This is a genomic window from Bradyrhizobium sp. 1(2017), from assembly GCF_011602485.2.
Taxonomy (GTDB): Bacteria; Pseudomonadota; Alphaproteobacteria; order Rhizobiales; family Xanthobacteraceae; genus Bradyrhizobium.
Genome location: NZ_CP050022.2, coordinates 6,004,796 through 6,023,573, shown reverse-complemented (window position 1 = coordinate 6,023,573; position 18,778 = coordinate 6,004,796). Strand labels below are relative to the sequence as shown.

Sequence of the window (18,778 nt, the reverse complement as noted above, 5' to 3'; positions counted from 1 at the left end):
AGCCGCTCATGCGCGATGTTCAACGCGTGATCGCATCTGCCATTCTGTCGTTGTTTGTCATACTCCCAAGCGCCGTACACGCTGCAGGCGATGCAGCGAAGGGCCAGCAGGTCTTTGCGAAATGTGCCGCCTGCCATGCAAAGGATTCGAGCAATCGACTGGGCCCTGCTCTGCTCGGCGTTGTCGGTAGGCAGGCTGGAGCGGCGCAGGGTTTTCACTACAGCCGAGCAATGAGGGGCGCCAACAAGGTGTGGGATGAGAAGTCTCTCGACGCCTTTATCGCTGCGCCTCAAAAGGCCGTGCCAGGTACGACCATGCCATTTGCGGGAATACCGGACGAGCAGCAGCGGAGCGACCTCATTGCGTATCTGGAGACGCTGAAGTGAGCGGGCTCGCATCAACTGATCTTGGTACGAATGCCGTACGCGATATCAGCGGCGCGCTGACCGTTCTGCTGGCCGACGTCTTCGCGCTTTACACCAAAACGAAGAATTTTCATTGGCATATGTCCGGCAATCACTTTCGCGATTATCATCTGATGCTGGATGAGCAGGCCGGCCAGATCTTCGCGATGACCGATGACATCGCGGAGCGTGTGCGAAAGATTGGCGGGCGCACCATCCGTTCGATCGGTGACGTAAGTCGCAGACAGCGCATTCTGGACAATGATGCCGAATACGTTGCGCCGGAAAGCATGCTGACCGAACTGCGGAGCGACAATCTTCAGCTGTTTGGCTTCATGCGCGCCACGCATCAGTTGTGCGACGAGTGCCGCGATGTGGCAACCGCCAGCGTTCTGGAGAATTGGATCGACGAAACCGAGCGTCTGGTCTGGTTTCTCTATGAGACGACGCGCGGTTGACCGCTGGCGGCCGAACCTGCAGTCGAGGACCCCTGAGATGGAAAAGGGGTTGCGTCCGGGTGGGATTCACACAACTTCACAAGGCTGAACTCGCCCGATACGACCGAATACGCCAAGCTCTGGCATCATAGGTAACTTTGACATCCTGTTTGACTGAGGGAAGTCGCGTGATGCATAGGGCGCCGAGTTATGACGAAAGCACCGGGGGGCCTGCTGCCGCGGATCTCCAACGCGCAAAATCCGGGCTTGACGGTTGCGATTTCGAGGCGGTTCTCCTCGCGATCGCGGGTCATGACCTCCGGCAGCCCCTCCAGATCCTCCAGAGTGTGCACGACCGGTTTGGCAGGGAGGCGCGGACGCAATCGGAACTGCGTCTCTTGAGGGCAGGGCAGAGTGCAATTGATCAATTGAGGTACCAGCTTGATCAGCTGTTGGGCGCTCTACGGCTGCGCGAACGTGCCGGGAGCATTCAGCCGTCCCCGATCGCGCTTGGACCGCTGCTGCAGAAAGTCTGGCTTGAAAGTGAGTGTGCGGCCCTTCAGAAGGGCGTTCAAATTCGACTCGTTCACACAACCGCCTGGATCATAAGCGACGTTTTTCTCCTTGGCGCTATAGTTCGCAATCTGGTCAGCAATGCGATCAGGTATACCGAGCCAGGTGGCCGGGTCCTGCTCGGTTGCCGTCAGCACGGGTGTCTTGTTCGGATTGACGTCGTAGACACCGGCGTTGGCATTTCCGCGGAACAAATGCCGGAGATATTCGAAGCATTTGCTCGATTCGACTCAGCGCAGAGAGATGGATTGGGCATTGGGCTGTTCATCGTGCGACAAGCCACCGCAATGCTCGGACATCGCGTCGACGTTAGTTCAGTACTATCCCGTGGAACAAGATTCTCCATCCTCGCCAGGTCGTCTCGTTGCTCGCGGCCAGCCTGAGGGTGCGGCGAGACCATGCGGTGCCGTCTTGCGAAGTCCGGCGAGGCGGTGGGACCGCTCCGAAAAGCTGTCCGTGTCGCGGAAATGTGCTATCCGGGCCAGCATGTTTTGCTCGACGGCAACGTCTATTTCGGCAGGTCGAATTTGCAGAAAAGCTCCAACGATTCTGAGACGTTTCAATTCGGACCGTTCCAACTGTTCGTCTCGGAACGATTGCTGCTGAAAGCAGGTGACAAGGTCGCGGTAGGTAGTCGCGCGCTCGACATCCTGATCGCGCTGGTTGAGCGCGCCGGGGAGGTCGTTAGCCACAGGGAGCTGGTCAAACGGGTCTGGCCTGAAGTCGTCGTCGAAGAGACCAGCCTGCGGGTCCATATCGCCGGACTTCGCAAGGCGCTTGGAGACGGCCGCGACGGTGCGCGTTACGTTACGAACGTGCCCGGGAGAGGGTATTGCTTCGTCTGGCCAGTGCAGCGCGGGTCATCAGGCGGCCGATCCGCCAATGCTCGCGCCGGGCGCATCAGGGCCGAAACGCTGCCCGTACGCCTGCAACGGATGGTGGGACGTGATGAAACGATAGGATTGCTGCGGGCTGAGCTTGCCTCTCGGCGGTTCGTCAGCATCGTGGGACCGGGCGGTGTCGGCAAGACGACCGTAGCCGTCGCGGTAGCGCACGAGATGTCGGCGGATTTTCCCGGTGCAATCTGCTTCGTGGATCTCAGCGCTCTCCAGGATGGTGCCCTGGTCGTCCCGGTCGTTGCCTCGGCAATCGGGTGCCTGGAGCAGACACAAGAGTCCTTGGATCACCTCCTAGCTTTCGCAGCTGACAAGCGAGCCCTCTTGATCCTCGACAGCTGCGAGCATGTCGTGGAGTCGGTTGCGAGGGTAGCGGAGGGGTTGTTCCGCGAGGCGCCGCTTGTGCACATCATCGCAACCACGCGCGAAGCGCTACGTGTCGAAGGTGAGCATATCCATGTACTCCAGTCGCTGGATAGCCCTTCGTGGGAGGCCAGCGGAACAGCCGCCGAGGCGATGGCGTCCTCGGCTGTTCAGCTTTTCATGGAACGTGCCGCAGCAGGCGGCTACCGGCTTGGTCTCTCTGACGAAGAGGCGCCTGTCGTTTCCGAAATATGCCGGCAACTTGACGGCATACCGCTGGCAATCGAACTGACAGCCAGTCGGGCGAGCACCTATGGCATCACGGGGCTTGCTCAACTGATCGGCGATCACCTGGTATTGCGCTGGCAGAAGCGGCTCGGTGTCCCGCGCCATCAAACACTTCAGGCGATGCTCGATTGGAGTTACGACCTGCTGTCGGAGGATGAGAAGGCCGTACTCTGCGCACTATCGGTTTTTGTAGGCGGATTCTCGCTCGAGATGGCGCAGACCGTTGCGTCCGGATTGGAGCGAGATGGGTTGTCGGTTGCAAGCGTGGTCACGAGCCTTGCAGAAAAATCGCTAATCTCGGTCAAACAAGCGGAGGGAGAGAATATCTATCGGCTCCTCGATACCACGCGCGCCTATGCTGCGGTCAGGTTGAAGGAGAGGGGAGAGGCAAATTCGATCGCAAGGCGGCATGCACTTCTTTATGCGGAGCGACTGGCAGGGGTTCGAGCCATGGTCTCGGGAGGGGGCGACCTTACGTTGCATGCGCGCCAGGTCGGCGACATCAGGGCCGCCCTCGAATGGAGCTTGTCGGATGCAGGCGATCATTCAGTCGGCGCATCCCTCGGCTCTGGGGCCGTGCAGCTGTTCCTTGGCATGTCGATGCTTCTCGAATGCCGGCGTTGGTGCCTGCGATTGATACAGGCGCTGCCGGAAGAGGATCGTGGGACAAGGCTTGAAATCGGGCTGCAGCTGGCGTTGGCGATATCGTCGCACCACGCACACAGCGATAGTGGCGAGGTGGGAACAGCGCTGGAGCGGGGGCTTGCGCTTGCAGACTCTCTGGGAGATGCCGAGTGTCAGCTTGAGCTGCTGACCGGCTTCAACCTGTATACGACGCGTTTCTCGGATGCCGGCGCTTCACTGGCAGCGGCAGAACGTTATGCCGCTATTGCGAGAGAATTGGGTGGATCGAGAGAAGCTGTGACGGCCGAGTGGATGCTGGGAGCGAGCCATCATCTGGTGGGGAATCAGATCTCCGCGCAACAAAGTTATGAGAGCGGCTTCAAGCGGGCAGCGGCAGTCGGTTTGAGCGGAGTGCGTTCCTTTGGATACGATCACCAGGTGAGGGCCCTGATCGGCTACGCACGGACACTTTGGCTTCGTGGCCTTCCAGACCAGGCGACGCAGTTCGCTTACGAAGGCATTGAAGTTGCCGAGCGACAAGCGCACCCCGTATCGCTGGGAATTTGCCTTGTTTACGCCGCGCCGGTGTTTTTGTGGCGGGGCGACCACCAGGTCGCCGAGGAAATCATAGAGCGGCTCATCGCTCATGCCGCCAAGTACTCGCTCGCATCGTACCACGCGGGCGGCCTGGGTTTGCGAGGCGAACTCATGATCGCGAGAGGAGAAGTTCAGGCGGGCGTCGAATCGCTGCGTGCTGCGTTGCCAACCCTGCAGGCTGGACGGCGATACATTCTTCTTTCGGCGCTTTCCCGTGCCCTGGCCGAGGGGCTGGCGCGATCCGGTCGTGCGGCAGAAGCCACCATCATCATCGATGCCACGCTGGCCGACGCTGCGGCCAGCTCCGGAACGTTTGAATTGCCGGACTTGATGCGGGCACGCTCTGAGGTGCTCTTGGCAGCGTCGCGCGAGAATTGGTCCGAAGTCGAGGCCTCGCTCCTGGCTTCACGCGAGTGCGCGCGCCGCCAGTCCGCTCCGGGATGGGAATTGCGTTCCGCAATCGCCCTGGCGCGATTGTGGGCCGATGCTGGGCGCGTTGACGAAGCGCGTGCTCTCCTGACGGACGCCTTCGGGCAGTTCACGGAAGGTTTTGCGACGGCCGATCTATGCGAGGCTGAACGTCAGATTCGTGCCCTGGGTGCTCCGAATCCTCCTTCTTGAAGTCTCTCATACCGACAATTGAGAGAACGTGAGTGCGTCGCGCCAGCATTTACACTTCCTAACACCAAAAAACTCGCAACCGGCCTCCGATGGCGCCAGTCTGTGACGACGCATCGTCACTGGCCGGAGCAAGTTTCATGTCGCCTCCTCTCGTATCCCCCATCAACTGGGGAGTGGCCGCGGCGAAAGTCCGGGCTATGGAAGACAGCTGGAATAGCTGTGATCCCGGCAGGGTGGCGCGCGACTACACGATCGACAGCTTCTGGCGAAGCCGTGTCGAGTTCTTGTCAGGGCGAGTAGCGATCGAAGCGTTCTTGACGCGCAAATGGGCAAAGCTGGCAGAATACCGCCGCATAAACGAACTCTGGGTAGCGGCCGGCAACCGGATAGCCGTGCGATTTGCCTACGAGTGCCGGGACGAAGGTGGGAATTGGCATCGGGCTTACGGCAACGAAGCTTGGGAGCTCGATCCCGACGGTCTTATTCGATGGCGCATCGCCAGCATCAACGAACACCCAGTTGCTGAGGCCGAGCGGATGTTTCTGTGGCCCGCCGGGCGGCGGCCCGACGACCATCCCGAACTCAGCGATTTCGACTTCTAGGGCGACGAGGCAATTCGTGATGTCCGATTGGTTCGCGCTCACTTTCGCGATTGCAATCGCAGCCATGCTGCTCTGGTCCGGCCTTCGTGCCTGGCGTGCTGAAAGCACTGCCCGGCGGTGGGTTGGAGCGGGGCTTGCAGCCATTGCTTTCGCCGCCGTGGCTGGGATCGGCGCAGTCATGGCCATCGGGCTATGGAAGCTGCATGCGCGCAGCGCGCCTCCGGTCACGCTGAATGTCACGAGAACTCCTGCCCAAATTCAGCGCGGCCGGGAGATATCCGACGGCTTTTGTAGCGGCTGCCATTCGACGAACGGGACGCTGACCGGCGGGCTGGATCTCGCTGTGAATTTCCCCATTAGGTTCGGCTCGTTTGTGGCCTCCAACCTCACTCCTGCCGGAGCATTAAGTCGATGGTCGGACGGAGACATATTTCGAGCCATTCGCAACGGTGTCGATCCCGAAGGGCGTTGGCTGGTCATCATGTCCTACACCAATGCCGGTAAGCTGAGCGACGAGGATACAGCGGCAGTCATCGCATACCTTCGTAGCCTGCCCGCTGCGGGATCAAGGACGCCGGAGCCTGCGGATCGATTGAATGTCCTAGGCCTGGCGATGCTCGGCGCCGGCCTTCTGCCGACGGGAAAGCCAGTTGCAACGGGCGCAGTCACTGCTCCTGCCAAGGCTCCCCACGCGCGGTTCGGTGAGTACATTCTCTCGTATCAGGACTGTCGTGAGTGCCATGGAAGAAGGCTTACTGGGGGTACACCAGGTCAGCTGCCTCCGCTCGGTCCCGATCTGCGGCTCGTAAAGAGCTGGAAGTTCGACGAGTTCGTCAAAACCTTCCGCACCGGCATCGATCCCAACGGTCACGCCATCAGCAAAGACATGCCCTGGGAGCCGATCGGTCGAATGGACGATGATGAACTTCGAGCGATCTATTCGTATCTCCTGCGACTGCCGGATGACTAGGAAGAGCCGCGCAATTCCGCATCGACGTCTGAAAACATTCAGACCAATTGGTTCAATGCAAGTTTCTCGATCACCAAGTGTTGGCATCAAGTTCGGATCGCCGGAAGCTGGCTCGATATTGTGCTGGCGTAATTCCCAGGCGTTCGCTGAACACAACTCGCATCCGGTCGGCCGTTCCGAATCCGCAGTCATACGCGATGCTCTTGAGGGGGCGGTCGCTGCCCTCCAGCAACATGCGGGCGGCGTCCATACGCGCCCGTTCGACGAATTCGTGCGGTGTGATGCCGGTTTCCCGGAAAAAGTGCCGGCTGAGGTTACGTGTACTCATCCCGGCGACGCCTGCCAGCGATGCGAGCGTGTGACGGTTGCCAATGTGGGCCATCACATGATCCTGAATGCGCGCTATCGGAGAGGACGGATCGGCTTGTGCAGTGAGATACGGGCTGAACTGCGATTGACCGCCCTGGCGCTGAGCCACCACCACCAGTCGCTTGGCGACAGCAACCGCTACGGCCGGGCCGTGGCGTTCGCCGACCAGCGCAAGGGCAAGGTCGATGCCCGCCGTGACACCGGCCGATGTCACGAGATGGCCATCACGGACATAGATCGAGTCGGGCTGAACGTGTGCTCGGGGGAAGCGCGCGGCGAGCTCTGCCGCATTCTGCCAATGAGTCGTCGCTCGTTTGTCGTCGAGAAGTCCGGCATGGCCGAGCGCAAATGCGCCGGTACAGATCGATCCGTAGGTGCTGGCGCGCCAGGGTGCGCCGCGCAGCCACTCCGTAAGCGCCGTGTCCGGATCCGCCTTGGGAAGCGCCGGGCCACCTGCGACGAACAGCATGTCGAAGCCACCGACTGCTTCGGCAAAGCTCAAGTCGGCCACCAGCCGCATCTTGTTCGAAGCCCGGACCGGATTGAGGTCCGCCGCGATCAGCAGCGTCTCGTATTGTGCGTCCTCACCCACATAGCTGTTGGCTTCGGCGAAGACATCAACGGGACCTGCTACATCGAGGGCCTGCACGCCTTCGTGGATGACGATGCCTATCTTCTGGCCGGTCATTTGGTTCCCAATGTCGATGTTGGCGTGAATCAGCGTGCCATTGTCACGATCCGACGGGCGAGTGCTAGTGCGAGCACGCTCCGAAGACCCCATAAAAGTTGCAGCCGCACTTTCAACACGCACGGTCGACTAACGAATCCGCGCGGTTCGACCTTCCGCGCCCCTTGAACGCAGCCCGGCCTCAGCAGGCCCAATTTGAAGGAGTGTTTCCAATGACCGACTTGATTGCAGGTATCCGCGTTCCCGACAGTGCCATGGCACGGGCGGCGACCCAACTCGTCCGCGATACCGAGGACGACCTGCTCTACAATCACAGCCGCAGGGTGTTTTTCTGGGGGGCGCTGACCGGCGAACGGAAGGGTCTGAAGTACGATTCGGAGCTGCTTTACATCGGCGCGATGTTTCATGACATGGGTTTGACCGAAGCACATTCCAGTCCGGATCTGCGCTTTGAGGTGGATGGTGCCAACGCAGCACGCAACTTCCTCAGGAGCTACGGTGTTCCCCAGCAGGATATCGACGACGTCTGGGCCGCCATCGCGCTCCACACGACGCCCGGTATCCCCGAGCACATGCGGCCGACCATCGCACTGGTGACGGCAGGGGTCGAGATGGACGTGCTGGGCATCGCGTATCACGATTTTTCACACGAGCAGCGCGATCATGTCTGCGCCCACCATCCGCGCGAAGCAAATTTCAAGGAGAGCATCATCGACCACTTCGCGAACGGAATCATCAAGAAGCCGTTGACGACGCTTGGAAACGTCAAGGCCGACGTGCTCGCGCTCAAGGATATGAACTACGTTCGCCAGAATTTCTGCTCGATCATCCTGGGCTCTGCCTGGCCCGTTTAGCGGCCACGAATCTCAGACGCTCTTAGCTTCACGGCTTCCAACCACGAAAATGTAGCAGGTTACGCAATGACCGACTCTCGACCTCCGATGACACATGCCACAGGCGCGCCCGTGGTCGATAATTTGAACACGATGACCGCCGGCCCGCGCGGCCCGGCGCTGCTCCAGGACATCTGGCTGATCGAAAAAATGGCGCACTTCGACCGGGAAGTGATCCCCGAGCGCAGGATGCACGCAAAGGGCTGGGGCGCCTACGGCAAATTCACGGTGACGCACGACATCACGCGTTTCACGAAAGCCAAGATCTTTTCGAGCGTTGGCAGGACCACCGACCTCTTCGTTCGCTTCTCGAGCGTGGCCGGCGAGCGCGGGGCGGCGGATGCCGAGCGCGACATTCGCGGTTTTGCGGTCAAGTTTTACACAGAGGAGGGAAACTGGGACATCGTGGGCAACAACACGCCGGTCTTCTTCTTTCGCGATCCCATGCGCTTTCCGGACCTTAATCACGCCATCAAGCGTGATCCGCGCACGGGGCTGCGCTCGGCCGACAACAACTGGGACTTCTGGTCGCTGCTGCCGGAGGCGCTGCACCAGGTGACGATCGTGATGTCGGACCGCGGGATTCCAAAGAGCTTTCGACACATGCATGGATTCGGCAGCCATACCTTCTCGATGCTCAATGCAGCGAACGAGCGGGTCTGGGTCAAGTTTCACTTCCGCAGCCGGCAGGGCATCGAGAACCTGACCGATCAGGAGGCGGCTGCGCGGGTCGCCGGTGACCGTGAAACGCACGGTCGCGATCTACTGGAAGCCATCGATGGCGGAAACTTCCCGAAATGGACACTGTACATACAGGTGATGACCGAGGCGCAGGCCCGAAGTCACAAGCACAATCCGTTCGACCTCACCAAAGTTTGGCCGAAGGCCGATTATCCGCTGATCGAAGTCGGCGTGATGGAGCTGAACCGCTATCCGGAGAACTACTTTGCCGAGGTGGAGCAGGCGGCGTTCTCGCCCGCCAATATCGTCCCCGGCATCGGGTTCTCGCCCGACCGGATGCTCCAAGCCCGATTGTTTTCCTATGGTGACACCCAGCGCTATCGGCTCGGCGTCAATTTCAACCACATCCCGGTCAATGCCCCGCGCTGTCCGGTCCATAGCTATCATCGGGACGGCAAGATGCGCACGGACGGCAACGCCGGAGACAAGCCAACCTACTGGCCGAATTCGAAGGGAGCCTGGATTGGCGACGCCCCCGAGTTGATGGAGCCGCCGCTCGGGCTGGAAGGCGACGCTGCGCATTATGATCACCGCGTCGATGAGGACCATTTTGAGCAGCCGGGCAACCTGTTCCGTATGATGACGTCGGCGCAGCAACAGCTGCTGTTTGAGAACACGGCCCGAGCCATGGGTGATGCGCGCCTGGAAGTGAAGCAGCGGCATATCGAAAACTGCCGCCGGGCTGATCCCGCGTACGGGGCGGGTGTCGCCAAAGCGCTCGGGATGCGGTGCGAGTAACAGCCTTAATCGATCAAACCAGCAGAGATCCAGATCGGAAAGCAATTCAATATGAGCATCAAGGCAACCGCCAAACCGGCCGACACGCTACTCAGTCCGAGAGACCATGCGCTGATCCTGATCGATCATCAGTCGCAGATGGCATTCAACACAAAGTCGATCGATCTGACCGGTCTGCGGGCAAATGTGGGAATTCTCGCCGAGACAGCGAAGGGCTTCAACGTCCCGACGATCATTTCGACCATCTCGAAGGACAGTTTTGCAGGTCCATTGTTCGATGAAATCACGGAGACCTTTCCTAACGCGGAGGTGACGGACCGTACGACGTCCAATGCCTGGGAAGACAAGAACTTCATCGCGCGCGTCAACGCCGTCGGCAAGGATCGGCTTGTCATGTGCGGCCTGTGGACCTCGGTTTGCTGCAATGGCCCTGTGCTGTCGGCCCTGGAGCAGGGCTACGAGGTCTACGTGGTCACCGATGCCTGCGGCGACACGACCGAGGAGGCGCATGAGCGTGCGGTTGCGCGCATGGTCCAGGCGGGCGCTCGTCCGCTTACGGCGCTGACTTATCTTCTCGAGCTGCAGCGCGATTGGGCGCGTCTTGAGACCTATGAGATCACGACTGGTATTGCGCGAAAGTACGGCGGCGCCTTTGGCATTGGCATCAATTACGCGAAGACGATGTTCAATCACGAGTAGCGCAAGGTGCACCCGTGGCCGCAAGGTCGTGACCTCTAGCGTGCTCCGATGCTGACGTCTGCGCCGGTCCTTGGGGGCCTTGCGTCAGATTCACTTTTCGGTTCCCGGGCTGTCGATGGTTTCCGGGAACCTGTACCGCGGCAATACACGCCAGGGGCACGATGACGCAGTTTGCGCCGCGTGAAGGGATGAGTAGGATCAGCCGATACTGAGATCGCAGGCGCCTTGCACTGCGGCGGCGGCCTCCTGCATGTCCAGCCCAGAACCGACAATTGCTCCGACGACCGGCGCGATCAACGTCAAGAGGCGGCGCGTCATTGTTGCAGCCACAATCGGCAATTTGCTCGAATGGTATGACAATTTCATCTTCGGCGTGCTCGCCCTCACGATGGCGAGATTGTTCTTCCCTGCCGGGAACGAGGCGACATCGTTGATCCTGGCGTTCGTAACCTACGGCGCCGGGTTGGCGATGAGACCCGTCGGTGCGATCGTGCTTGGCATCTATGCCGACCGCATCGGACGCTCCGCAGCGCTCTACGCTGCAATGTTCATCATGGGCCTTGGTACGGCCTTGATGGCGTTCGCACCGACCTATCAGACCATCGGTGTGTGGGCACCCTTGATAGTCCTGCTGGCGCGCTTGCTGCAGGGATTCTCCGGGGCGGGCGAGATCGGCAGCGCCACGGCTCTGCTGGTAGAGAGCGCGCCTGCCGGATCGCGGGGTCTCTATGCAAGCCTGAACGCGTCAAGCCAGCAGATCGGGTTCGTGCTTGCTGCCTTCGTTGTGATGGTGATGAACCTCGCCATGGCGCAGGATGAGATCGATGCGGGCGGCTGGCGTCTGCCGTTCGTGTTCGGTTTGGCGATTGTGCCGGCCGCGCTCTATATCCGGGCCAACCTTGGCGAGCCGGATATTTTTCGGCAGCGGGCCAAAGAACGGAGGATGCGGTCAGCTTTTGCGATTGGGCGAGCCGGGTCGCTGCTGTTGGCCCTTGGCATGCTGTTTCTCTACGTCATCGCGGGCAGTGTGTTGTTTGTCTACATGCCGACCTTTGCGGTGCAGAAGCTGGGGCTTACCGGGGCGAGCGCGCTCTTTGCAACCGTTGTGGCGACCTGCGTGACGATTGCTTGCACACCGGTTGCGGGAGCCATGTCGGATCGACTAGGCCGCAAGCCGCTGCTGTGGATCGCGACCGTCAGCTTCGTGCTGCTGACCTATCCGGCATTCGTTCTCATTCTAGCCTGGCCATCGATCGCCCTGCTGCTGTTGGTCCAGTCAGGATTTGGTATACTGCTTGCCCTGTATGTTGGTCCGCTTTTTTCTGCGTTGGCCGAACTGTTTCCGACACGGATTCGCGCCGTGGCGGTGTCGCTGACCTATGGGATCGCAGGCATCATCGGAGCCTTCGCGCCGGCGTTCGCGACCTGGCTGATCGTGGTCACTGGACTTGTTGGTGCGCCGGCATTCGCCGTCATCGGGGCCGCAACCCTCAGCGCTTTCGCGCTTTTGGTTTTTGAAGACCGCTCCGGAGAGCCATTGTCCTGAACCGGTAGTATCCAGGCGACCTGCGGATTCATCTCAGAATCAGGGCAATTCCTGGGTAGTACGATTCTGTTGTCCAGGCCGTGCTGGCCATCACCATGGCAACGCGGACAGGCGAGCCGCTTTCTCGGCGGGGATACCATTTGTCCTAACAATTTCTGCGGCTGGTTTGCTCCAAGTTCTGTGATGACCGTTTTCGTATGTAACAGCGAGCGATCAGTTGCTTCATGGAGATCGGATCGGAAACATTGAAAGCTCGAAGCTAACGGTCTAGGAGAGTCGTCAGCTCCGCGCCCTCGTCGGCGACGAAGACAGCAATCAGTTCGGCAGGTTCGGTGTTGCTTGCGTTGGCAGAAACGATGTGTGTCGCGCCCGGGGGTTCAAAGAAGGATTGCCCGACCTCGAATGTTTCCAGCGGGCCACCCTTGAGCTGCGAGCGTACCACGCCTTTGGTGATGTAGGCCGTTACCGATCCGCCGTGGCGGTGCGGCGGCGTGAAGCCGCCGGGGCCGTAGCTCACGCGGACCACAGTGACCCTCTTGCCCGGAACATTCGACAGTGCGTGCGAGGCGATCACCTCGACCTTGTTGAGCGATGAGCCCGTGATATTGTCGGCGCATAGCGGAGCTGGAATTGCCGATATCGCGTCCATCGCCACAGGCAAAGTTCTCGAGATCGTCACCGCACAGGCGAAACCGGCAACAACAGCCAGCGACAGCCGACGCCAGTTGCACTCCGCAAGCTGCGTCATCGTTTCCAATGCAACGGTCATTGACATCTCCTCTTGAGTCTCAAGTGGCGGCCGCAGGATTGAACACTGAAAGCGGCGCGGGATCGCGGCTCGGCGGAGGTGGAATCTTCCCATCGATGTCGGTGAAACCGTATTCCGTGGCTAACTCCGAGGCGAGCAGGATCTGGCCGGTCTTGACGATCACATCTGGATCGGCGGCCAGCGCCGCAATCGCGCGTCCGACAAAGACCGGCGTCTCGCCTCTCTCGGCAATCAGCCTGGCGAGAGCCGCTGGCACCCGATCGGGCTGCGCCAAAAGCTTCTCGCTCTTGATGTAGCCGGGCCAGATCGAAACGGCGGAAATTCCAAACGGCTTCAGTTCATGCGCCATGTCGCGCGCCATTCTGTCGACGCCCGACTTCTGTACGCCGAACGGGACGTTGAATGTGTACCGGACGCCGCCACCTGACGATGTATTGACAATCAGGCCGCGCCTCTGGGGCAGCATCAGCGGGACCGCAAACTGGCTGGCCACGAAATGCGATCGCAGGCCGACGTGATGCAGGGTGTCCCACAACGAGGTCGGCAGCTGCCAGAAGGGCACGTTGACGGGCATGACGTTCGGGGCTGCGAACACGTTGTTCACGAGCAGATCGAGACGTCCGTAGTCGCGCCGGATCAGGTCGTAAGCCTCCCTGACCGAACCGTCATTGGCATGATCGCAGAGGAGGCCGACGCCCTTTCCGCCGGAGTCGTGGATTGCCGATATGGTCTCGTCGAGAGAGCCGGGCCATTCCGCGCCGCTGCTGCTGTTACGCGTGCGTGCGGTCACGATCACGGTCGCGCCAGCCTCAGCGAGGCCGATGGCCACGCCCTTTCCGACCCCGCGGCTTCCTCCCGTCACCAGCGCAACACAATCCTTCAGGCGTCGCTCGGCCATGTGCCCTCCCAATATTTCTTCCTTGGAAGATGTATTGACAATAATCTTCCTAGGAAGATAATAGGCCGAGACAACGAAGCGCGTCAACTAGGGATGGATCGCTATGGTCACGAGAGAAGAGAATGAATTGCTGTGCCGCGTCACCGGTGATGCGCCGATGGGACGCATGCTGCGACAGCATTACTGGCTGCCGGCCGTGCTCTCGGTGCGGGTACGCAAAGGAGAGGCGCCGGTGCGCGTCAAGCTGTTCGGCCGCAACTTCGTGGCCTTCAGGGGCAGGGATGGGACTGTCGGCTTCCTCGATGAAGCTTGTCCGCACAGAGGTGCCTCGCTCGCGCTGGCGCGGGTCGACGATTGCTCGCTGACCTGCCTGTTCCATGGCTGGAAGATAAGTGCCGGCGGCGAGGTGCTGGACGTTCCCAACGAGCCGAACAATCCCAGGGAATTCGCCAAGACGGTCAAGGCGAAGGCCTATCCGACGCGCGAAGGCGCGGGTCTTATCTGGGTCTGGCTCGGCGAAGGCACGGCGCCACCCGCGCCGGACTTCGAATGGATGGATTTGCCGCCGGACCAAGTCTACGCGGCCGGCATCGAGCTCAACGCGAACTGGTTGCAGGGCGTCGAAGCGACCATCGATTCCTCGCATGTCGCCCTGCTGCATCAGAGTTGGACCGCGAGCTCGGCGACGGACTTTGGGGCAACACGGGTCAACACCGAAGTTAGCTACCAGTTTGACAAGAAACCGTATGGATTTCGAGCGGCCGCGCTTCGCTCCGGCCCCGACGGGTCATGTCTTGCGCGCGTGACGGAGTTCGTGATGCCGTATTACGGGTTGATCGCGCCGATTTTCTCGGGGCCGCAGCAGGATCGCACTGCGATCATCGCAGTGCCGATCGACGATGAGAACCTGATCCAATGGTACATCTTCTACAATCCCGAGAAGCCGGTGGATTCCTGGCGCAAGGTGCAGCGGGCCAATCAATGGCCGATGGCCGGCGGTCTCCCGGGCGATGAATCTAACAATTGGGGACAGAACCGTCCGATCATGGATGCCGGCAACAGCACCGGCTTCCACGAGATCGTCATCGAGGATTTCGTGGTGATGGTCAGCATGGGCCCGATCGTCGACCGGTCACAGGAATATCTCTGTTCGGCGGACCAGGCGATCGTCAGGGTACGCCGCCAGCTGCTCGAGGAGGTGCGCGGCTTCATGGACGGCAAGTCGCCGAAGAGCGGCCAGAGCGAGACCATGTCCTATAAGGACATCCGTGCAGTTGGCGGCCGGCTGGCGTCCGCTGCCGAAGACTGGCGGCAGATTCCCCGCTGACGGGATTGTAAGCGTCGGACGCGGACATCCCGTCCGCGTCCGTTCGCCGGTTCTGGAGATATCGTGGCCATGACCTGGAAGCATTTGTGCGCCGCCTCGAAGCTGTCCGACGGAGAGCCGCTGGGTTTCAACTTCGGTGACCAGCGTGTCGCGCTCTACAAAGTCGACGACGACATTTACGCGACGGACGACGTCTGCTCGCATGCCTTCGCGCTGCTCTCGACCGGCTTTCTTGAAGGCCATGTCGTCGAATGTCCGCTGCATGGTGCGATGTTCGATGTCCGCGACGGCAAGTGCCGGTCCGGCGGCTATAGCGACATCAGGGCATTCAAGGTCGAGATTCGCGATGGCGAGATTTATGTGGATCTCGAAGAAGGCGCTGCGAATCGGGGAGTCCCCGGTCGAGCGCTGGATGCCAAGGCGTGAGTGGGCTCGTCATCATCGGGGCATCCTATGCCGGTGTTCAGGCGGCGCTGAATGCCCGCCAAGCCGGCTATTCCGAGCCGGTGACCCTGGTGGCCGACGAATATTCGCTTCCCTATGAGCGGCCGCCGCTATCGAAGGAGTTTCTGCTCGACGCGGCGAGCGAGCAGAATCTCGTCCTGCGCGACGACGCGTTCTTTGCGCGCGAGCAAATCGATTTGCTATTTGGGCACAGCGTAATCGAGATTGACCGGAGGGCCCGGCAGATCGCGCTGGCGAACGGTACGCGGCTGGACTTCGACAGGCTCGTGATTGCTACGGGATCGCGAGCGCGACGGATATCAATCCCCGGCGCCGAGCTCGATGGGGTCTGCTATCTCAGATCAGTCGCCGATGCTGTCGATCTCAAGGCCCGCCTGCGGCGGGCGAACGAAGTCGTCATTGTCGGCGGCGGATTCATTGGCCTTGAGGTTGCTTCGTCGGCGGCGAAGCTGGGCAAGAGAGTCACGGTGGTCGAAGCCGCCTCGCGGTTGTTGGAGCGCGCGGTGTCCCCGATCGTCTCGCGCTTCCTGCTCGATGTACATGCGCAAGCGGGCGTCGATGTGAGGCTTGGCGAGACGGTCGTTGCATTGACCGGCGATGCCGGTCGGGTTGCGGGGGGTGATCTTCGCGGCGGCGATCGCCTGAGCGCGGATCTCGTTGTCGTCGGCATCGGCGGAATCGCAAGCGATGAACTCGCCAGTGCCGCAGGGTTGAACTGCTCGAATGGAATCGTTGTGGATGAGCACGGCTGCACCAACGTGCCCGGCATCTACGCGGCTGGCGATTGTGCAAACCACTACAATCGGTTTGCGGAGGGTTGGCTTAGGCTGGAGTCGGTTCAGCACGCCCAGGACCAGGGCAGGGCGGCGGGGCTCGCGATCGCGGATCGCCACGAGCCCTACGACAGTGTCCCCAGATTCTGGTCGGATCAGTACGACCTCAAGCTCCAGGTCGTCGGGCTCTCCGGCCGTTGCGACCAGATGGTGACGCGCGGCTCGATCGATGAGGGCAGAGTCTCAGTGTTTCACTACAGGCGGGGGAGGCTGGTCGCGGTGGACAGTATCAACAAGCCGGGCGACCAGATGGCGGCGCGGCGCCTAATCGCAGCGGGCATTTCACCGACGCCGGGACAGGCGGCAGATGGCGCGTTCGATATCAAAGGGCTGCTGAAGAGCATCGACAGGCCATCGTACGGTCTCATCGGGCCGTGATCCTAGCCCGTCGCCGCAAGCCGGCTCGCTTTCTTCGTCGCCCTCACCGTCTTCACAGACAATAGCTTGCGCAAGCATCGGTCGAGCATTGCAATCTCGGCCTTGGTCAGGCCGCTGGCTTCGGTGACGCTTTCCACCACCTTCGCGATCTCGGTGATGCCACGGTCGGCGGTCGCAAGGCCCTTCGCGGTCAGGCGGACCAACTCGGAGCGGCCGTCATCGTTGGCAGAGACGCGGAGAATGAAGCCCCCCTCCTGCAGCCGTGCCACGCGCTTGGTCATGGCACCGGACGTGACCAACAGCGCACGAAACAGGTCGGTCGGGCGCAACTCGTAAGGCTTTCCCGAGCGCCGCAGCGCAAGCAGAACGTAGAGCTCGCCGGTCTGCAGGCCAATGGTCTTGGATATCTCCTGCAGGCGTACTTCATGAAGCTGGTTCGCCCGCTCCAGCCGCAACAGGGTGCAGGCTGCGGCCAGATCGAGATCGGGGCGCTGTTCAAGCCAGGCGGCTTCGATATCGTCGTAGAGGCCATTATCTTGCTTGGATACGGCTTTGCCGGCAGGTACTGCAACGCGCGGCGCGTTCTTCTTCCGCATTCCTTCTTACTCACCTTTGGTCAGGCGCCTGAAGGCGCTGGCATCATACTTGAGTACAATCTAACACGCGCGACGTCACGTGTCGCGCAGCAAGTTCCCGAGGTGGGTCGAAGGTTGGCGTGCAGCTCCGATGCGGCGGCCATTTGCCGCCGCTTAATGATATTGACAACTATCTTCCTGGGAAGAATATTCGGAGTAAGAGATAAGAATGGGAGGTCAATATGCGGGGACTTGGTTCGGCATTCCTTGTGGCAGCGTCACTGATTGCTTCAAGCGCAGCTCTGGCGGGTGAAGAAGACCTGATCCTCGGCCAGACGATGCCCTATAGCGGCCCGGCCTCGGCGCTGAGCGCGGTCGGCAAGGTGCAGACCCGCTATTTCCAGATGATCAACGAGCGCGGTGGAATCAACGGCCGCAAGATCAAGCTGATCTCGCTCGACGATGGCTACAGTCCGCCAAAGGCGGTGGAGCAGACTCGCAGGCTGGTCGAGAGCGATGAAGCTGTCGCGATCTTCGGCAGCATGGGGACGGCGCAGAATGCGGCAGTCCAGAAGTATCTCAACAGCCGGAAGGTGCCGCAGCTGTTCGTCTTTGCCGCCAGCGATCGCTTTGCCGATCCGAAGACCAGTCCCTACACGATCTCGGGAATGACGCTGTTCAGCACCGAGGCCGCGATCTACGCGCGCCTTGTCTCCGAGGGCACACCCCGGGCGCGTATCGCGGTACTCTATCAGAACGACGACTATGGACGCGAATATCTCCGCAGCTTCAAAGCCGAGCTGGCGCGACTCGATCCGCAGGCCGAGATAGTCGCCGCCTCGCCCTACGAGGTCACGTCGCCGACGGTTGAGTCCCAGGTCGTCTCATTGGCCAGTACCAATGCCAACGTTTTCCTGAACGCGTCGACGGGCAAGTTCACGTCGCAGGCGATCCGCAAGGCCGGCGAACTGGGCTGGCACGCGCAGCAGTTCTTGCCGATCGGAAGCAACTTTGTCGCGACGATTCTCAAGCCGGCGGGGCTCGAAAATGCCAAGGGCGCGATTTCGGCCACGCCGACGAAAACGGTAGGAGATCCCGAATGGGCCAGCGACCCCGCCTATCTGGAGTGGTTGGCTTTCATGAAGAAATACTATCCCGAAGGCGACATTGAGGATCAACTCAATTTCACCGGGTGGAACGTCGCGGTTCTGATGACGAGGGTGCTCGAGGCTTGCGGGACGGATTTCTCGCGGGAGAACATCATGAAGCACGCCACAGCGCTAAAGAACGTTGCGCTTCCGGGCCTGATTGGCGGTATCACTGTCAACTCCACCCCTGACGATTACCGCCTCATCAAGTCACTCCGGCCGCAACGCTTCGATGGCGAACGCTGGGTCCCGATGTCCGGTACCATGGCCGCGCGATAGAGGCGAAGCCCCTCCGGCTCGGCAGCAGACCGCTGCCCCCGAAACCCGACCGCTCGC

General features: G+C 60.9%; 19 protein-coding genes. 14 read left to right on the top strand and 5 right to left on the bottom strand.

Translation table 11 applies throughout. The features are described 5' to 3' along the window. The first annotated feature begins 8 nt into the window (after positions 1 to 8). Positions 9 to 386, top strand: a complete 378-nt coding sequence (locus HAP40_RS28600; RefSeq protein WP_208024876.1) for a c-type cytochrome — start codon at positions 9 to 11, stop codon at positions 384 to 386. After that, entirely contained in the window at positions 383 to 862 is a 480-nt protein-coding gene (locus tag HAP40_RS28595; protein ID WP_208024877.1) for a Dps family protein, read from the top strand. Before HAP40_RS28600 ends, HAP40_RS28595 begins: the two co-directional genes overlap by 4 nt. A gap of 440 nt (positions 863 to 1,302) precedes the next feature. On the opposite strand, the gene HAP40_RS28590 is transcribed toward HAP40_RS28595, so the two are convergent. Beyond that, a complete protein-coding gene (locus HAP40_RS28590; protein WP_246741281.1) occupies positions 1,303 to 1,551 on the bottom strand; it encodes a hypothetical protein in 249 nt (82 codons plus the stop codon). Here HAP40_RS28590 and HAP40_RS37395 point away from each other — a divergent pair. The 4 genes from HAP40_RS37395 to HAP40_RS28575 all read left to right on the top strand — a co-directional run bounded on the left by HAP40_RS37395 (position 1,444) and on the right by HAP40_RS28575 (position 6,375). Further along, positions 1,444 to 1,797: a sensor histidine kinase gene (locus HAP40_RS37395; RefSeq protein ID WP_414645412.1), complete on the top strand. Its 354-nt coding sequence runs from the start codon at positions 1,444 to 1,446 to the stop codon at positions 1,795 to 1,797. The genes HAP40_RS28590 and HAP40_RS37395 overlap by 108 nt on opposite strands. Positions 1,798 to 1,881: 84 nt before the next feature. After that, a complete protein-coding gene (locus HAP40_RS28585; RefSeq protein ID WP_166814621.1) occupies positions 1,882 to 4,803 on the top strand; it encodes an ATP-binding protein in 2,922 nt (973 codons plus the stop codon). A 137-nt stretch (positions 4,804 to 4,940) separates the two neighbouring features. After that, the gene (locus HAP40_RS28580) at positions 4,941 to 5,405 is read left to right on the top strand and encodes a DUF1348 family protein (RefSeq protein WP_166814622.1); all 465 of its coding nucleotides are present in this window, start codon (positions 4,941 to 4,943) and stop codon (positions 5,403 to 5,405) included. A 19-nt stretch (positions 5,406 to 5,424) separates the two neighbouring features. Beyond that, positions 5,425 to 6,375 carry a cytochrome c gene (locus HAP40_RS28575; protein WP_166814623.1) on the top strand — a complete coding sequence of 317 codons (951 nt, stop codon included), beginning with the start codon at positions 5,425 to 5,427 and terminating at the stop codon, positions 6,373 to 6,375. A gap of 70 nt (positions 6,376 to 6,445) precedes the next feature. Here HAP40_RS28575 and HAP40_RS28570 read toward each other — a convergent pair whose 3' ends face one another. Continuing rightward, complete coding sequence (locus HAP40_RS28570; protein WP_166814624.1) at positions 6,446 to 7,432, bottom strand: GlxA family transcriptional regulator; 987 nt, start codon at positions 7,430 to 7,432, stop codon at positions 6,446 to 6,448. Positions 7,433 to 7,644: 212 nt separating this feature from the next. On the opposite strand from HAP40_RS28570, the gene HAP40_RS28565 reads away from it, so the two are divergent. The 4 genes from HAP40_RS28565 to HAP40_RS28550 all read left to right on the top strand — a co-directional run bounded on the left by HAP40_RS28565 (position 7,645) and on the right by HAP40_RS28550 (position 12,049). Further along, positions 7,645 to 8,286 (top strand): HD domain-containing protein, encoded by a 642-nt coding sequence (locus tag HAP40_RS28565; protein WP_166814625.1) that lies wholly within the window; start codon positions 7,645 to 7,647, stop codon positions 8,284 to 8,286. 66 nt (positions 8,287 to 8,352) lie between these two features. After that, positions 8,353 to 9,804 carry a catalase gene (locus HAP40_RS28560; RefSeq protein ID WP_166814626.1) on the top strand — a complete coding sequence of 484 codons (1,452 nt, stop codon included), beginning with the start codon at positions 8,353 to 8,355 and terminating at the stop codon, positions 9,802 to 9,804. A gap of 51 nt (positions 9,805 to 9,855) precedes the next feature. Next, positions 9,856 to 10,503, top strand: a complete 648-nt coding sequence (locus tag HAP40_RS28555) for a hydrolase (protein ID WP_166814627.1) — start codon at positions 9,856 to 9,858, stop codon at positions 10,501 to 10,503. A gap of 250 nt (positions 10,504 to 10,753) precedes the next feature. Beyond that, positions 10,754 to 12,049 carry an MFS transporter gene (locus tag HAP40_RS28550; protein WP_166814628.1) on the top strand — a complete coding sequence of 432 codons (1,296 nt, stop codon included), beginning with the start codon at positions 10,754 to 10,756 and terminating at the stop codon, positions 12,047 to 12,049. Between the two features lie 259 nt (positions 12,050 to 12,308). On the opposite strand, the gene HAP40_RS28545 is transcribed toward HAP40_RS28550, so the two are convergent. Continuing rightward, positions 12,309 to 12,818 carry a cupin domain-containing protein gene (locus HAP40_RS28545; protein WP_166814629.1) on the bottom strand — a complete coding sequence of 170 codons (510 nt, stop codon included), beginning with the start codon at positions 12,816 to 12,818 and terminating at the stop codon, positions 12,309 to 12,311. A gap of 19 nt (positions 12,819 to 12,837) precedes the next feature. Then, positions 12,838 to 13,803 (bottom strand): SDR family NAD(P)-dependent oxidoreductase, encoded by a 966-nt coding sequence (locus HAP40_RS28540; RefSeq protein WP_208024878.1) that lies wholly within the window; start codon positions 13,801 to 13,803, stop codon positions 12,838 to 12,840. Positions 13,804 to 13,819: 16 nt separating this feature from the next. On the opposite strand from HAP40_RS28540, the gene HAP40_RS28535 reads away from it, so the two are divergent. The 3 genes from HAP40_RS28535 (at position 13,820) to HAP40_RS28525 (ending at position 16,719) form a co-directional block, all read left to right on the top strand. Next, on the top strand, positions 13,820 to 15,043 hold the full coding sequence (locus HAP40_RS28535; RefSeq protein WP_166814630.1) for a Rieske 2Fe-2S domain-containing protein: 1,224 nt from the start codon (positions 13,820 to 13,822) through the stop codon (positions 15,041 to 15,043). A 69-nt stretch (positions 15,044 to 15,112) separates the two neighbouring features. Next, on the top strand, positions 15,113 to 15,469 hold the full coding sequence (locus tag HAP40_RS28530) for a Rieske (2Fe-2S) protein (protein WP_208024928.1): 357 nt from the start codon (positions 15,113 to 15,115) through the stop codon (positions 15,467 to 15,469). Then, a complete protein-coding gene (locus HAP40_RS28525; protein ID WP_166814632.1) occupies positions 15,466 to 16,719 on the top strand; it encodes an NAD(P)/FAD-dependent oxidoreductase in 1,254 nt (417 codons plus the stop codon). The genes HAP40_RS28530 and HAP40_RS28525 overlap by 4 nt, the downstream gene beginning before the upstream one ends. 2 nt (positions 16,720 to 16,721) lie before the next feature. Here the strand turns inward: HAP40_RS28525 and HAP40_RS28520 are convergent, their stop codons facing one another. Further along, entirely contained in the window at positions 16,722 to 17,315 is a 594-nt protein-coding gene (locus HAP40_RS28520) for a MarR family winged helix-turn-helix transcriptional regulator (RefSeq protein WP_166814633.1), read from the bottom strand. A gap of 221 nt (positions 17,316 to 17,536) precedes the next feature. Here HAP40_RS28520 and HAP40_RS28515 point away from each other — a divergent pair, with 221 nt between their 5' ends. Then, positions 17,537 to 18,721, top strand: a complete 1,185-nt coding sequence (locus HAP40_RS28515) for an ABC transporter substrate-binding protein (protein WP_166814634.1) — start codon at positions 17,537 to 17,539, stop codon at positions 18,719 to 18,721. The last annotated feature ends 57 nt before the right edge of the window (positions 18,722 to 18,778 follow it).

Excerpts from the sequence above, each read along its gene's own strand:
- HAP40_RS28530 (WP_208024928.1), top strand. The coding sequence starts at position 15,113 with ATGACCTGGAAGCATTTGTGCGCCGCCTCGAAGCTGTCCGACGGAGAG.
- HAP40_RS28575 (WP_166814623.1), top strand. The coding sequence starts at position 5,425 with ATGTCCGATTGGTTCGCGCTCACTTTCGCGATTGCAATCGCAGCCATG.
- HAP40_RS28535 (WP_166814630.1), top strand. The coding sequence starts at position 13,820 with ATGGTCACGAGAGAAGAGAATGAATTGCTGTGCCGCGTCACCGGTGAT.
- HAP40_RS28565 (WP_166814625.1), top strand. The coding sequence starts at position 7,645 with ATGACCGACTTGATTGCAGGTATCCGCGTTCCCGACAGTGCCATGGCA.
- HAP40_RS28600 (WP_208024876.1), top strand. The coding sequence starts at position 9 with ATGCGCGATGTTCAACGCGTGATCGCATCTGCCATTCTGTCGTTGTTT.
- HAP40_RS28555 (WP_166814627.1), top strand. The coding sequence starts at position 9,856 with ATGAGCATCAAGGCAACCGCCAAACCGGCCGACACGCTACTCAGTCCG.
- HAP40_RS28580 (WP_166814622.1), top strand. The coding sequence starts at position 4,941 with ATGTCGCCTCCTCTCGTATCCCCCATCAACTGGGGAGTGGCCGCGGCG.
- HAP40_RS28515 (WP_166814634.1), top strand. The coding sequence starts at position 17,537 with ATGCGGGGACTTGGTTCGGCATTCCTTGTGGCAGCGTCACTGATTGCT.
- HAP40_RS28545 (WP_166814629.1), bottom strand. The coding sequence starts at position 12,818 with ATGACCGTTGCATTGGAAACGATGACGCAGCTTGCGGAGTGCAACTGG.
- HAP40_RS28550 (WP_166814628.1), top strand. The coding sequence starts at position 10,754 with ATGTCCAGCCCAGAACCGACAATTGCTCCGACGACCGGCGCGATCAAC.
- HAP40_RS28560 (WP_166814626.1), top strand. The coding sequence starts at position 8,353 with ATGACCGACTCTCGACCTCCGATGACACATGCCACAGGCGCGCCCGTG.
- HAP40_RS28520 (WP_166814633.1), bottom strand. The coding sequence starts at position 17,315 with ATGCGGAAGAAGAACGCGCCGCGCGTTGCAGTACCTGCCGGCAAAGCC.
- HAP40_RS28585 (WP_166814621.1), top strand. The coding sequence starts at position 1,882 with ATGTGCTATCCGGGCCAGCATGTTTTGCTCGACGGCAACGTCTATTTC.
- HAP40_RS28570 (WP_166814624.1), bottom strand. The coding sequence starts at position 7,432 with ATGACCGGCCAGAAGATAGGCATCGTCATCCACGAAGGCGTGCAGGCC.